Raw genomic sequence first — 13680 nt, 5'->3', positions numbered from 1 at the left:
CCCGAGATGAAGACTGGAACCACCATGATGAAGATGAAGGCCCTGGCCTGCGGCCTGCTCGCCGCTGCCGCCCTCGCCGCGGCCTCCGCCGCCAACGCGCAGGAATCGGCGATCCGCAAGAACCTGGGCGAGCGGCTGCCGCAGATGGGCAAGATCGACGAGGTCACCAAGACCCCCATGCCCGGGGTGTACGAGGTGCGCGTCGGCACCGACCTGTACTACACCGACAGCGACGGCAGCTACCTGATCCACGGGCAGATGATCGACGCCAAGGCCAGGCGCAACCTCACCGAGGAGCGCCTGACCAAGCTGACGGCGGTGGAGTTCGACAAGCTGCCGTTCGCCGACTCGTTCTCGATCGTGCGCGGCAACGGCAAGCGCCGCATCGCGCTGTTCGAGGACCCGAACTGCGGCTACTGCAAGCGCTTCGAGCGCGACCTGCAGAAGGTCGACAACGTCACCATCCACGTCTTCCTGTACCCCATCCTCGGCCCCGACTCGGCCGAGAAGTCGCGCGCCATCTGGTGCGCCAAGGACAAGGCCCGCACCTGGCAGGACTGGATGGTGCGCGACCAGGCGGTGCCGCAGGGCGCCAGCTGCGACATCACGGCGCTGATGCGCAACGTGGAGCTGGGCCGCAAGCACCAGATCACCGGCACGCCGACGCTGGTGTTCGTCGACGGCCGGCGCGTGCCGGGCGCCATCGGCCCCGCCGAGGTCGAGAAGCTCCTGGCCGACGCCAAGTGAGCCCGCGAGCGACCCCCACCGCGCTCTCCCGCCTGCACTACCGCGTCGAGGCGGCCGACCTCCACGCGCACCTGTTCCACGTCACGCTGACGATCGAGCAGCCGCAGGCGGCGCAGCGTGTCTCGCTGCCGGTCTGGATCCCGGGCAGCTACCTGGTGCGCGAGTTCTCCAAGAACCTGCAGCGGCTGGCCGCGCGCCAGGACGGCCGCGCCATCCCGCTGCAGCAGGTGGACAAGTGCACCTGGCAGCTGGACTGCGTGCCCAGCAGCCCGGTGGTGCTGGCGTACGAGGTCTATGCCTTCGACAACTCGGTGCGCACCGCCTGGCTCGATCCGACGCGCGGCTTCTTCAACGGCACCAGCCTGTGCCTGCGCGTGCACGGCCAGGAGGGCCATCCGCATGCGCTCGAACTGGTGTCGCCGCGCCCCGGCTGGGAGGCCGCCACGGGCCTGGCGCCACTGCGCGTGGGCAAGCGCGGCTTCGGCACCTACCTCGCCGAGACGTACGACGAGCTGGTCGACTGCCCGGTGGAGATGGGCAACTTCTGGAGCGCCGACTTCAAGGCGGGCGGCGTGCCGCACCGCCTGGTGGTGGCCGGGGCGGCGGCGTCGCTGGACGGCGCGCGCCTCGTGTCGGACGTGCAGAAGATCTGCGAGGCCGAGATCCGCTTCTGGCATGACCGCAAGCGCCCGCCGCACAAGTCGTACCTGTTCCTGCTCAACGTGGTGGACGACGGCTACGGCGGCCTGGAGCACCGCAATTCGACGGCACTGATCGCGTCGCGGCGCGACCTGCCGCGCCTGGGCGAGGCGCGCACCAGCGACGGCTACCTGACGCTGCTGGGCCTGATCAGCCACGAGTACTTCCACACCTGGAACGTCAAGCAGCTGCGCCCGGCGGAATTCACGCGCTACGACTACACGCGCGAGAACTACACCCAGCTGCTCTGGTTCTTCGAGGGCTTCACCAGCTACTACGACGACCTGCTGCTGCGCCGCGCCGGCCTGATCGACGACACCACCTACCTGCGGCTCTTGAACAAGACGATCAACCAGGTGCTGCAGACGCCGGGCCGCGAGGTCCAGCCGGTCGCGCAGGCGAGCTTCGACGCCTGGGTGAAGTACTACCGGCAGGACGAGAACACGCCCAATGCCACGGTGAGCTACTACACCAAGGGCGCGCTGGTGGCCCTGTGCTTCGACCTGACGCTGCGCGCCGAGGGGCACACCAACCTCGACGAGGTGATGCGCGCCCTGTGGCAGCGCTGCAAGGGCGGCCCGATGGCCGAGGCCGATTTCGCGGCGGTCCTGCGCGAACTCGGCGGGCGCAGCTTCGCGCGCGAGATCGCGGCCTGGGTGCACGGCACGCGCGAGCTGCCGCTGGCCGACCTGCTGCAAAAGCAGGGCATCTTCGCCCTCGACGAGCCCGCGCAGTGGCAGCAGCGCCTGGGCATCCGCTCGGAGGACACCGCCGGCTCGGTCAAGCTCAAGACCGTGCTGCGCGGCGGCGCGGCCGAACAGGCCGGCATGGCCGCCAACGACGAGTGGCTCGGGGTGGAGGTCGCGGGCGAGGCCTGGCGGCTGTCCAAGCTCGATGACCTGCCCCTGTACGCCGGCAACCACCGCCGCGTGATCGCCATCGTGGCGCGCGACCGGCGCATCCTGCGCCTGGAGCTGCACGTCCCGGCGGCCGCGACCACCTGGCGGCTGGTGCAGCGCGAGGCGGCGCTGGCCCAGCCATGGTTGGCCCCGCGCGCCTGACCGCCCGGACGCGGCGCGTCCTGCTGGCCCTGGTGGCCGCCGTGCTGGCCGGCCACTGGGCCGTCCTGCACTGGGCCGCCGGCCTGCAGCCCGCGGGCAGCGTGCTGCGCACCATGGCCCCGCCCATGTACACGCGCATGATCGCGCCGACGGCGCCGCCCGCGCCTGCGCCGCCGCCGAAGCCGGCACCGCAGCGGCGCGCGCCGAAGGAGCGCCTGCAGGCGGCCGCGCCCAAGGCGCCGGCGAGCGCACCGGCGACACCAGCCGAAACCGCCACGCCACCGGCGCAGGAGACCGTTGCCGAAGCGACGCCAGAGCCGACACCGCCGCTGACACCGGAGACCGCGCCGGCGATCGAGGCGACACCGGCGGCATCCGCGCCCGCCGCCACGGCTTCCGAACCCGCCACGACCGCCTCCGCGCCGGCGGCCGCGGCCTCGAGCGCCGCCAGCGCGCCAGCGGCGCCGGAGGCCTCGCCGGCCGACAGCTGGCCGCCCGACACGCGCCTGCGCTACCGGCTCGGCGGCACCTTCCGCGGCGGCCCGTTGTACGGCTCGGCGCGCGTGCTGTGGCAAAGCCTGGACACCCGCTACCAGGCCCGGGTCGAGGTGGACGTGCCGCCGTTCGCCCACTTCACGATGACCAGCCAGGGCCGCATCGACCCGGCCACCCTGCTGCCGCAGGCCTACGAGGAATCGAGCAACGGGCGCCTGCGCAACGTGCGGATCAGCGACAGCCAGGTGCTGTTCGCCGACGGCCGCACGGTGCCGCGCCCGAACGAGGTGCAGGACACCGCCAGCCAGTTCGTGGAACTGAGCCACCGGTTCTCCACCGGCCGGGCCGTGCTGGAAGTCGGCCGCTCGGTGTCGCTGTGGATGGCCCGCCCGGGCGGCGTCGACGAGTGGGTCTACGACATCGCCGGGCGCGAGACGCTGCGCACCGGGGTGGGCGACGTCGAGGCCTTCCACCTCAAGCCGCGCATGATCGCCAAGCCGCGCGGCAACATCACGGTGGAGATGTGGTACGCCCCGGGCCTGCAGTACCTGCCGGTGCGCATCCAGGTGCGCATGGGCGAGGAGGCGCAGCTGGACCTCGTCGTCGAGGCCGTGGACCAGCGCTGACGGCGCGGGGGAGTCCGAGGCCGGGCGGCGGCGCGATCGTCCGCCGCCGCGGGCCGGCCCCGTCAGCTCACGGCTTGCGCTGGTCGACCACGCGCCTGGCCTTGCCCAGGCTGCGCTCGACGCCGCCGGCGGGCCGCAGCTCGATCCTGGCCGTCGTGCCGACGTAGGTCTTGATGTCGTGCGCGAGGCGCTCGGCCGCGGCCTGCGCCTCCTTGCTGTCCGGCGTGATCTCCGGCCGCGTCTCCACGACCACGGTCAGGCAGTCCAGCGGCCCCTCGCGGGTGAGCACGCACTGGTAGTGCGGCGCCAGGCCGGGCCGCTTGCAGATCAGCTCCTCGATCTGGGTCGGGAACACGTTCACGCCGCGCACGATCATCATGTCGTCGCTGCGGCCGGTGATCTTCTCCATCCGCCGCATCGTGCGCGCCGTGCCGGGCAGCAGCCGCGTGAGGTCGCGCGTGCGGTAGCGGATGATGGGCAGCGCCTCCTTGGTGAGGCTGGTGAACACCAGCTCGCCCTGCTCGCCATCGGGCAGCACCTGGCCGGTCTGCGGGTCGATGATCTCGGGATAGAAGTGGTCCTCCCAGATCGTCGGGCCGTCCTTGGTCTCCACGCACTCGTTGGCCACCCCGGGGCCCATCACCTCCGACAGGCCGTAGATGTCCACCGCGTCCATGCCCATGCGCCGCTCGATGGCCTGGCGCATGTCGTTGGTCCAGGGCTCGGCGCCGAAGATGCCCAGCCGCAGGCTGCACTCGCGCGGGTCGAGCCCCTGGCGCTCGAATTCGTCGGCGATGGCCAGCATGTAGCTGGGCGTGACCATGATGATGTCGGGCCGGAAGTCGTTGATCAGCTGCACCTGCCGCTCGGTCTGCCCGCCGCCGAAGGGCACCACCGTCAGCCCCAGCTTCTCGGCGCCGTAGTGCGCGCCCAGCCCGCCGGTGAACAGGCCGTAGCCGTAGCTCACGTGCACCATGTCGCCGGGCCGCGCTCCGCTGGCGCGCAGGCTGCGCGCCACGACGTGGGCCCAGGTGTCGATGTCGCCGCGCGTGTAGCCCACCACGGTGGGCTTGCCGGTCGTGCCGCTGGAAGCGTGGATGCGCACGCACGCGGAGCGCGGCACGGCGAACATCCCGTACGGGTAGTTGTCGCGCAGGTCGGCCTTGGTCGTGAACGGGAACCTCGCCAGGTCCGCCAGCGAGCGGCAGTCGTCCGGATGCACGCCCGCGGCGTCGAACTTGGCGCGGTACACCGGCGAGTTCGCGTACGCATGCGCGAGCGTCGCCCGCAGGCGCTTGAGCTGCAGCGCCCGCAGTTCGTCGACGCTGGCCGTTTCGATCGGTTCGAGGGGGAAGCTGGTCATCACGACTCCGCGATCACGTGGCCCTGGATCTGCGCGCTCTTGCCGCGGAACATCGCCACGACCTCGCCGCGCTGGTTGGTCACCTTCATGTCGTACACGCCGTGGCGGCCCTGCAGGACCTGCTCGACGCCCTCGCAGGTGAGCAGGTCGCCGGGGTGGCCGGGCTTGAGGAATTCGATGCTGCAGCCGGCGGCCACCGTCACCTTGTTGTGGCTGTTGCAGGCGAACGCGAAGGTGGAGTCCGCCAGCGTGAAGATGAAGCCGCCGTGGCAGATCAGGTGGCCGTTGAGGTGGCGCTCGTCGATGCGCATGCGCATCACGGCGCGGCCCGGCTCGCAGCTCACCAGCTCCATGCCCATGGTCTCGCGCGAGGCGCGGTCGTTCTCGAACATCGCCTCGCCGACGCGGGCGGCCAGTTCCCGGGGGCCCATCATTCGCCCCTGAACGCGGGGGGCCGCTTCTGCAGGAAGGCGGTGACGCCCTCGAGGTAGTCGTGCGTGCGGCCCAGGGCCGACTGCGTGTCGCGCTCCAGGTCCAGCTGGGTGTCCAGGTCGTTGGCGGCGGCCGCGCGCACCAGCTGCCGGGTCGCGACCAGCGCCTTGGTGGGCAGGGTGGCCAGGCGCTGCGCGACGGCCAGGGCCGCCTCGACGCAATCCTGCCCCTGCGGCGCCACGTCCCAGATCATTCCCCACGCCTTGGCGTCCGCGGCGCCCAGCTTGTCGCCCAGCATCGCGCAGCCCATGGCGCGCGCCACGCCCAGCTTCTTGACCAGGAACCAGGTGCCGCCCGCGTCCGGGATCAGCCCGATGCGGCTGAAGGCCTGGATGAACGTGGCCTCGGCCGACGCGATCGCCAGGTCGCAGGTCATCGCCAGCGAGGCGCCGGCGCCGGCCGCAACGCCGTTGACCGCGGCGATGGTGGGCACGCGCAGCGCCATCAGCCGGCGCACGGTGGGATTGAAGGCCTTGTCGATGATCGGGCCGGGGTCGGCGCGCTCGACCAGGTTCGGGCCCTCGGCGAGGTCGAACTCCGACAGGTCGGCGCCGGCGCAAAAGCCCCGGCCCGCGCCGGTGATGACGGCGGCGCGGATCGACCGGTCGGCCTCGATGCGGTCCAGCGCGGCCCACAGGTCATGGTGCATCGCGCGGGTGAAGCTGTTCAGGGACTTGGGCCGGTTCAGCGTGATCAGCGCCACCGGGCCGCGGGTGTCGAACAGGACGTTCGGTTCGCTCATGGCGGTGTCTCTCCTGCCGGCGACTCTAGCAGTGGCGCGGCGCCGCCCGGAGCATGGTTTCCCTTGGGTATAGTTCACGCGCCCCAGAGGAGAACCCATGGCGTACGACACCATCGAGGTGCGCACCGAAGCCGGCCAGGTCGGCATCGTGATGCTCAACCGTCCGAAACAACTGAACGCGCTGAACGACCAGCTGATGGACGAGCTCGGCGCCGCGCTGCGCGCGTTCGACGCCGACGACGCCATCGGCTGCATCGTCGTGACCGGCAGCGAGAAAGCCTTCGCCGCCGGCGCCGACATCTCGGCCATGGCCAGATACGAATTCGCCGACGTCTACGGGCGCGACTTCATCACCCGCAACTGGGAAACCATCCGCTCGGTGCGCAAGCCGGTGATCGCAGCGGTGAGCGGGTTCGCGCTCGGCGGCGGCTGCGAGCTGGCGATGATGTGCGACTTCATCATCGCGGCCGAGAACGCGAAGTTCGGCCAGCCCGAGATCAAGATCGGCATCATCCCCGGCGCCGGCGGCACGCAGCGGCTGCCGCGCGCGGTGGGCAAGTCCAAGGCCATGGACATGGTGCTGACCGCCCGCATGATGGACGCCCAGGAAGCCGAGCGCGCCGGGCTCGTCAGCCGGGTGGTGGCGCTGGACAAGCTGATGGACGAGGCGCTGGCGGCCGCGCTGACGATCTGCCAGATGCCGCGCCTGGCGGCGCTGGCGGCCAAGGAAGCCGTCAACCGGGCGTTCGAGGCGACGCTGTCCGATGGCGTGATGTTCGAGCGCAGGCTCTTCCACTCGATGTTCGCCACCGCCGACCAGAAGGAGGGCATGGATGCCTTCCTGGCCAAGCGCACACCGGCGTTTCGCCACCGGTGAGCCGCTTCCGGTATAATCTCGGGCTCTCGGCGCTTTAGCTCAGTCGGTTAGAGCGATGGAATCATAATCCACAGGTCCGCGGTTCGAGTCCGTGAAGCGCCACCACACCAGGCCCGTTGCACCCCGTGCAACGGGCCTTTCTCGTTCTCAGGGCGTGGCGGTCATCTTGCGGCGCAGCTTGCCCGCCAGCGGCGAGCCCGACTGCAGCGCCTCCAGCTGGGCCAGCTGGGCGCGCGCCCGGCCCTGCTCGCCCAGCCGCCAGTAGGCCAGCGCCAGCCAGCCGTGCACCTCGGTGAAGCCCGAGGTCAGTTCCTGCGCATGCTCGAGCGCCTCGACGGCCTGGCGGTTGCGGCCGTCGTTCAGGTCGTCCACGCCGCGCGCGATCCAGTGGTACGGATCGGCTTCCTGGGCCGCCTGCAGCTGCCGCGCCACGGCGACCGCCTCCTCGTCGCGGTGCTGCGCCAGCAGCAGCCGGTGCAGGGCCGCCAGCGCCACCTCGGGCTGGTCGCCCAGGGCGACCGCGTGCCGCAGCAGTTGCTCGGCCGGCGCGTCCAGGCCGCGCTGCTGCAGCAGCACCGCGATGTTGCCGTGCGCCGCCGCATAGCCCGGATCGGCCGCGATCGCGGCGCGGTAGTGCGCATAGGCGCGCGCAGCGTCGCCGGCGGCCAGCGCCTGGCTGCCGAGGTTGTTGTGGAAGCGCGCCAGCACCGCGCGCTCGCCCAGCGCCCGGCCGCGCTCGCCGCCGGTGAGCAGCGGCTCGAAGTCGATCACGGCGGTCTGCATCTGCAGCACCTCCTCGATCGGGTTGCGGTTGCGCAGCCGCACCGCCACGTTCACGTGCCGGTTGACGAAGTCCACGCCGGCGCGGCGCTCGTAGATGGCCGGCACGCGCACTTCCTGCATCTGGGCGTCCAGCCCCAGCTCGCGCGCGGCGGCGAAGGTGAGGATGGTGAGCGACAGGCAGTCGCCGCGGTGCGCGGCCCAGGTCTGCGCCGCGGTGGTCGACTGCTCGGCGCCGTAGCCGAACCGGCGGCGGTCGGCGCCGAAGATGGCGTCCAGCAGCTGGTTCAGGCGCTGGCCGCTGGTCAGGGCGCGCATCTGCGGCTGGTGCAGCAGCTCGCGCAGGTCGGCCGGCAACGCGAACAGCTCGGCCGGATCCACCGCGGGCAGCTCGCGCAGCGCGAACGCCGCATCGCCGCGGGCCAGCGCGGCGCGCACCGGCTCGGCCGGCGGCGGCGCGGGCGTGGCGCAGCCGGCCAGCAGGGCCGCAGCGGCCAGCGCGAGGACCGCCGGCAACCGGCGAAGTGAAGTGGCGACCATGGCACGTCCGTTCTAGTGCGCGGACGCGGCGCCGTCAATGGTGGCACCTAGAATGTCGGCTTCCTCAGCCTCTGGATCTACACCATGAACCGCTGGTTTCCGGCCGCCGCCGCGGCCGCCCTGGCGTTGGCGTTCGCCGCCCATGCCGCCGCCCAGTCCGTCGTGCGCGAAGTGCCGACCGACGTCCGGCCCGCCCGCATGGCGGTGGCCACCCCGCCCGACATCACGCTCGACGGCAAGGCCGACCGCCTGTCGCCCGGCGCGCGCATCCGCGACACCCGCAACATGCTCGTGCTCTCGGCCAGCCTGGCCGGCCAGACGCTGCCGGTCGTCTACCGCCGCGACAGCGCGGGCCTGGTGCACGAGGCCTGGATCCTCACGCCCGAGGAATTCGCCAAGGTCGAGGCCGGCCCCGAGGGCACGACCGGCGGCGTCGAGAGCTTCCTGAACCTGATCGCCGCGATCTTCGGCACGCGCAGGTGAGGCCATGAAGAAAGTCTTCATCAAGACCTTCGGCTGCCAGATGAACGAGTACGACTCGGACAAGATGGCGGACGTGATGCAGGCGGCGCAGGGCTACGAGCCCACCGACGATCCGGAGCAGGCCGACCTGATCCTGTTCAACACCTGCTCGGTGCGCGAGAAGGCGCAGGAGAAGGTGTTCTCCGACCTCGGGCGCGTCAAGCACCTGAAGCAAAAGGGCGTGCTGATCGGCGTGGGCGGCTGCGTCGCCAGCCAGGAGGGCGCGGCCATCGTCGAGCGCGCGCCGTACGTCGACGTGGTGTTCGGGCCGCAGACGCTGCACCGCCTGCCGGACCTGCTGGCCGCGCGCGAGCGGCAGGGCCGCCCGCAGGTGGACATCCGCTTTCCCGAGATCGAGAAGTTCGACCACCTGCCGCCCGCCCGCGTGGACGGCCCCACGGCGTTCGTCTCGATCATGGAAGGCTGCAGCAAGTACTGCAGCTACTGCGTCGTGCCGTACACGCGCGGCGAGGAGGTCTCGCGGCCGCTGGACGACGTGCTGGCCGAAGTGGCCGAGCTGGCCGACCAGGGCGTGCGCGAGGTCACCCTGCTCGGCCAGAACGTGAACGCCTGGCGCGGCCGCATGGGCGACACCGCCGAGATCGCCGACTTCGCGCTGCTGCTCGAATACGTGGCCGAGATCCCCGGCATCGAGCGCATCCGCTACACCACCAGCCACCCCAACGAATTCACCCAGCGGCTGGTCGAGGCGTACGGCAAGGTGCCCAAGCTGGTGAGCCACCTGCACCTGCCGGTGCAGCACGGCAGCGACCGCATCCTGATGGCGATGAAGCGCGGCTACACCGCCATGGAATACAAGAGCACGATCCGCAAGCTGCGCGCCGTGCGTCCGCAGCTGGCGCTGTCGAGCGACTTCATCGTCGGCTTCCCCGGCGAGACCGAGGACGACTTCGCCCGGCTGATGAAGCTGGTCGAGGACGTCGGCTACGACGCCAGCTTCAGCTTCATCTTCAGCCCGCGCCCGGGCACGCCCGCCGCCGCGCTGCAGGACGACACGCCGCACGAGGTCAAGCTGCGCCGCCTGCAGCACCTGCAGGCCGTGCTGGAGGACAACGTGCGGCGCATCAGCGCCAGCCGCGCCGGCACCGTGCAGCGCATCCTGGTCGAGGGCCCCTCGCGCAAGGACAAGACCGAGCTGATGGGCCGCACCGAGTGCAACCGCATCGTCAACTTCGCCGGCCCGCAGCGCCTGGTCGGGCAGATGGTGGACGTCCTGGTCACCGAGGCCCTGCCGCATTCGCTGCGCGGCGAGGTGCTGGTGCGCGAGCCGGCCTGACGCCTTGGCCGCCCCGCGCCTCGGCCGGCTGTCGTTCCGCGCGCTGCTGCTGCTCGCGTTCATCCTGGTGGGCGCGCTGCTGGGCGGCACCGCGCTGCGCGCGGTCGTCATCCTGGACGGGCTGATGGCCCAGCGCACCGAGGCCGCCGACGCCGCGCTGCAGCTGTCGGCCAATGCGCAGATGCTGACCGAGCGCACGCTGGACATGGAACGCGCCGCGCGCCAGTCGCTGATCCTGGGCGACCTGGTCCTGCGGCGCCGCTTCGAGGACCAGACCGGCCATGCGCGCACCGCGCTGCAGCGCCTGACCGACCAGGGCCTGGCCGCCCCGCTCGCCCAGGCCTGGCTCTCGCAGCTGGACCGGGTGGCCGAGATGCTGCGCGGGCCGCCCGAGGATGCGCTGGAGCGCGAGCGCATCGTCGCGCTGCGGTTTCGCGATTTCGACGCCATCAACAGCGCCATCGCGCGCGAAGTGCAGCGCCTGATCCAGTCGCGCAACGTGGAACTGGCCCAGCGCCTGGACCAGAGCCGATCGCGCCTGATGCAGCAGGTGCTGGTGGCCATCGCGCTGGCCGCCCTGCTGGCCATCGGGCTGGGCATCTGGCTCGCGCGCCCGTTCATGCGCATGGAGCGGGCCATCGTCGGGCTGGGCGAGAACCGGCTCGAGGAGCCGATCGACATCGACGGCCCCGCCGACGTGCGCCGGGTGAGCCAGCAGCTGGAGTGGCTGCGGCTGCGCCTGACCGAGCTGGATGCCGACAAGGCGCGGTTCCTGCGCCACGTGTCGCACGAGCTCAAGACGCCGCTGGCGGCGCTGCGCGAGGGCGTGTCGCTGCTCGAGGAGGGCGTGCCCGGCGAGCTCAACACCCGCCAGCGCGAAGTCACCCGCATCCTGCAGCACAACACGACCGTGCTGCAGGAGCGGATCGAGGCGCTGCTGCGGTTCAACGCGGCCGCTTTCGACGCGCGCCAGCTGCGGCGCGAGACGATCGACCTCCTGGCGCTGCTGCAGGACCAGGTCGAAGCGCAGCGGCTGCAGTGGCAGGCGCGCGGCGTGCACGTGGTCGTCACCGGCCAGCCGCTGCTCGTGCCGGTCGACCCCGACAAGCTCGCGACCGCCATCGCCAACCTGCTGTCCAACGCGATCCGCCACTGCCCGCCCGGCGGTACCATCCGCGTCGCGCTGGTGGACCTGCCGGGCCGCGCCGGCATCGACGTCAGCGACGACGGGCCGGGCGTGGCGCCGGCGGACCGCGAGCGCATCTTCGAGCCGTTCTACCGCGGCGAGCGGCAGCCGCAGGACGCGCCGCCCGGCACCGGCATCGGCCTGTCCATCGTCAAGGAATACATCGCCGCCCATGGGGGCCGCATCGAACTGCTCGCCCACGAGCACCAGCCAGGCGCCCACTTTCGAATCGAACTGCCCCATGCCGCCTGAGAGTCCGCGCCCTCCCCTGCCGCGCCCCGCCTTCGGCCTGGCCGTCGCCCTGGCGCTGGCCGGCTGCGCCAGCGCCCCACCGCCGCCGCCGCCCGCCCCGCCGCCGGTGGCCGCCCCGGCCGCCGATCCCGTGCCGGCCGCGCCGCCGCCGCGGCGCGCCGACGCCGAGGCGCCTTCGCCCATCGCCCAGGCGCTGTCGCACGCGGACCGCGTGCGCGGACTGCCGGCGCCCGAGCTGGCGCAGGAAGTGGCGCGGCTGTCGGCCGCGCCCGCGACGCCCCTGGCCCAGGTGCAGCTCGCGCTCACCCTGATGCAAAGCCGCGCCGCGCTGGACGCCGTGCGCGCCGGCCAGCTGCTGCAGCGCGTGCTGGCGCAGGACACCCCCGACGCGCGGCCGCTGCATCCCCTGTGCCGGCAGCTGGCGGCGCAGCTGGCGGAGCAAAAGCGCCTGGAGGACCAGCTCGAGCGGCACGCGCAGCAGCTGCGAGACGCGCAGCGGCGGGCCGAGCAGCTGAACGAACGGCTGGACGCGCTGCGCGCGATCGAACGCGCGCGGCCGCGGCCGCAGTGAGGACATCATGAGCAGCGGCGCCCGCATCCTGGTGGTGGACGACGATGCCGACATGCTGCGGCTGCTGTCCATGCGGCTGCAGGCGGCGGGCTACCAGGTCACCGCGGTCGCGTCGGCCGAGGCCGCGCTGGCGCAGCTGGCCGTCGAGCGGCCGAACCTCGTGCTCAGCGACGTGCGCCTGCCCGGGCGCGACGGCCTGAGCCTGTTCGACGAGATCCGCCAGCACCATCCGTCGCTGCCGGTGATCCTGCTGACCGCCCACGGCACCATTCCCGATGCGGTGGAAGCCACCGCCCGCGGCGTGTTCGGCTACCTCACCAAGCCCTACGAGCCGCGCCAGCTGCTCGACAAGATCGCGCAGGCGGTCGCGCTGGGCGCCGACGGCGTGGTGCAGGTGGCGGCCGACGAGTCCTGGCGCGAGGACATCGTCAGCCGCTCGGCGCGGATGGCCGAGCTGCTGGCGGAGGCGCGCATGGTCGCGCGCTCCGATGCGTCGGTGCTGCTGCGCGGCGACAGCGGCAGCGGCAAGGAGCTGCTGGCGCAGGCCATCCACAAGGCGAGCCCGCGGGCGCGCAAGCCGTTCGTGGCGGTCAACTGCGGCGCCATTCCCGAGGCGCTGCTCGAGTCGGAACTGTTCGGCCACGTCCGCGGCGCGTTCACCGATGCCGTCGCCAACCACAAGGGCCTGTTCCAGGCCGCCGACGGCGGCACGCTGCTGCTCGACGAAATCGGCGACATGCCGCCGGCGCTGCAGGTGAAGCTCTTGCGCGTGCTGCAGGAGCGGGTGGTGCGCCCTCTGGGCTCGAGCCAGTCGATCCCGGTGGACGTGCGCATCATCTCGGCCACGCACCGCGACCTGGACGCGGCGATGCAGGCCGGACAGTTCCGCCAGGACCTGTACTACCGCCTGAACGTCGTCACGCTGAGCCTGCCCACGCTGGGCGAGCGGCGCGAGGACATCCCGCTGCTAGCCAACCATTTCCTGCTCAAGCTGGCGGCCAAGTACGGCCGTCGGCTGTCGGGCTTCGCGCCCGAGGCGCTCAAGGCCCTGGCGGCCGCGCCATGGCCGGGCAACGTCCGCCAGCTGTACAACGTGGTGGAGCAGGTCTGTGCGCTGTCGACCACGGCGCTGGTGCCGCTGGCGCTGGTGCAGCGCGCGCTGCGGGTGCCCTCGGTCGAGGTGCAGACCTATGCCGAGGCCAAGCGCCGCTTCGAGCGCGAGTACCTCGTCGGGCTGCTCAAGATGACCGACGGCAACGTCAGCGATGCGGCGCGGCTGGCGGGGCGCAATCGCACCGAGTTCTACCGCCTGCTGCAGAAGAACGACCTCACGCCGGGCCTGTTCAAGGGCGACGCCGGCGCCGTGTCGCCGGATGGCGACACCGGGGAGGCCACGCCGCCCAAGGGCGACGAGCCCTAGAGCTCGCCAG

The 13680-nt window shown here is 72.0% G+C and carries 13 protein-coding genes and 1 tRNA gene; 10 read left to right on the top strand and 4 right to left on the bottom strand.

Annotation, left to right across the window (positions count from 1 at the left end; all coding sequences use genetic code 11):
- The first annotated feature begins 6 nt into the window (after positions 1-6).
- Genes AC3ANR_RS03230 through AC3ANR_RS03220 form a run of 3 tightly spaced genes read left to right on the top strand, consistent with a single transcriptional unit; the run spans position 7 to position 3628 of the window.
- Entirely contained in the window at positions 7-747 is a 741-nt protein-coding gene (locus AC3ANR_RS03230) for a DsbC family protein (protein ID WP_488290440.1), read from the top strand.
- A complete protein-coding gene (locus AC3ANR_RS03225) occupies positions 744-2507 on the top strand; it encodes a M61 family metallopeptidase (protein ID WP_488290439.1) in 1764 nt (587 codons plus the stop codon). Before AC3ANR_RS03230 ends, AC3ANR_RS03225 begins: the two co-directional genes overlap by 4 nt.
- Positions 2486-3628, top strand: coding sequence for a DUF3108 domain-containing protein (locus AC3ANR_RS03220; protein WP_488290438.1), 1143 nt, complete (start codon positions 2486-2488; stop codon positions 3626-3628). The genes AC3ANR_RS03225 and AC3ANR_RS03220 overlap by 22 nt, the downstream gene beginning before the upstream one ends.
- A gap of 67 nt (positions 3629-3695) precedes the next feature.
- Here AC3ANR_RS03220 and paaK read toward each other — a convergent pair whose 3' ends face one another.
- From paaK to AC3ANR_RS03205, 3 genes are read right to left on the bottom strand one after another with little or no spacing between them, the layout of a single operon-like run.
- Complete coding sequence (paaK, locus tag AC3ANR_RS03215) at positions 3696-4994, bottom strand: phenylacetate--CoA ligase PaaK (protein WP_488290437.1); 1299 nt, start codon at positions 4992-4994, stop codon at positions 3696-3698.
- The gene (gene paaI / locus AC3ANR_RS03210) at positions 4991-5422 is read right to left on the bottom strand and encodes a hydroxyphenylacetyl-CoA thioesterase PaaI (RefSeq protein WP_488290436.1); all 432 of its coding nucleotides are present in this window, start codon (positions 5420-5422) and stop codon (positions 4991-4993) included. The genes paaK and paaI overlap by 4 nt, the downstream gene beginning before the upstream one ends.
- Positions 5422-6225 (bottom strand): enoyl-CoA hydratase-related protein, encoded by an 804-nt coding sequence (locus AC3ANR_RS03205; RefSeq protein ID WP_488290435.1) that lies wholly within the window; start codon positions 6223-6225, stop codon positions 5422-5424. Before AC3ANR_RS03205 ends, paaI begins: the two co-directional genes overlap by 1 nt.
- Positions 6226-6322: 97 nt before the next feature.
- Here AC3ANR_RS03205 and AC3ANR_RS03200 point away from each other — a divergent pair, with 97 nt between their 5' ends.
- Positions 6323-7102: an enoyl-CoA hydratase gene (locus tag AC3ANR_RS03200; RefSeq protein ID WP_488290434.1), complete on the top strand. Its 780-nt coding sequence runs from the start codon at positions 6323-6325 to the stop codon at positions 7100-7102.
- A 28-nt stretch (positions 7103-7130) separates the two neighbouring features.
- Positions 7131-7207, top strand: a tRNA-Met gene (locus AC3ANR_RS03195).
- A gap of 42 nt (positions 7208-7249) precedes the next feature.
- On the opposite strand, the gene AC3ANR_RS03190 is transcribed toward AC3ANR_RS03195, so the two are convergent.
- Positions 7250-8422, bottom strand: a complete 1173-nt coding sequence (locus AC3ANR_RS03190; RefSeq protein ID WP_488290433.1) for a tetratricopeptide repeat protein — start codon at positions 8420-8422, stop codon at positions 7250-7252.
- A gap of 84 nt (positions 8423-8506) precedes the next feature.
- Here AC3ANR_RS03190 and AC3ANR_RS03185 point away from each other — a divergent pair, with 84 nt between their 5' ends.
- The 5 genes from AC3ANR_RS03185 to AC3ANR_RS03165 are packed head-to-tail and all read left to right on the top strand — an operon-like array spanning position 8507 to position 13670.
- Complete coding sequence (locus AC3ANR_RS03185; RefSeq protein ID WP_488290432.1) at positions 8507-8905, top strand: hypothetical protein; 399 nt, start codon at positions 8507-8509, stop codon at positions 8903-8905.
- A gap of 4 nt (positions 8906-8909) precedes the next feature.
- Complete coding sequence (gene miaB / locus AC3ANR_RS03180) at positions 8910-10241, top strand: tRNA (N6-isopentenyl adenosine(37)-C2)-methylthiotransferase MiaB (RefSeq protein WP_488290431.1); 1332 nt, start codon at positions 8910-8912, stop codon at positions 10239-10241.
- Positions 10242-10245: 4 nt separating this feature from the next.
- Entirely contained in the window at positions 10246-11679 is a 1434-nt protein-coding gene (locus AC3ANR_RS03175) for a sensor histidine kinase (RefSeq protein ID WP_488290430.1), read from the top strand.
- A complete protein-coding gene (locus AC3ANR_RS03170) occupies positions 11669-12250 on the top strand; it encodes a hypothetical protein (RefSeq protein ID WP_488290429.1) in 582 nt (193 codons plus the stop codon). The genes AC3ANR_RS03175 and AC3ANR_RS03170 overlap by 11 nt, the downstream gene beginning before the upstream one ends.
- Positions 12251-12257: 7 nt before the next feature.
- On the top strand, positions 12258-13670 hold the full coding sequence (locus tag AC3ANR_RS03165; RefSeq protein ID WP_488290428.1) for a sigma 54-interacting transcriptional regulator: 1413 nt from the start codon (positions 12258-12260) through the stop codon (positions 13668-13670).
- Positions 13671-13680 lie beyond the last annotated feature (10 nt).

It is taken from the genome of Ramlibacter sp. JJN2-2R, from assembly GCF_057747835.1.
The sequence above is the reverse complement of the archived record's forward strand: the minus strand, read 5'-3'. Positions and strand labels throughout refer to the sequence as shown.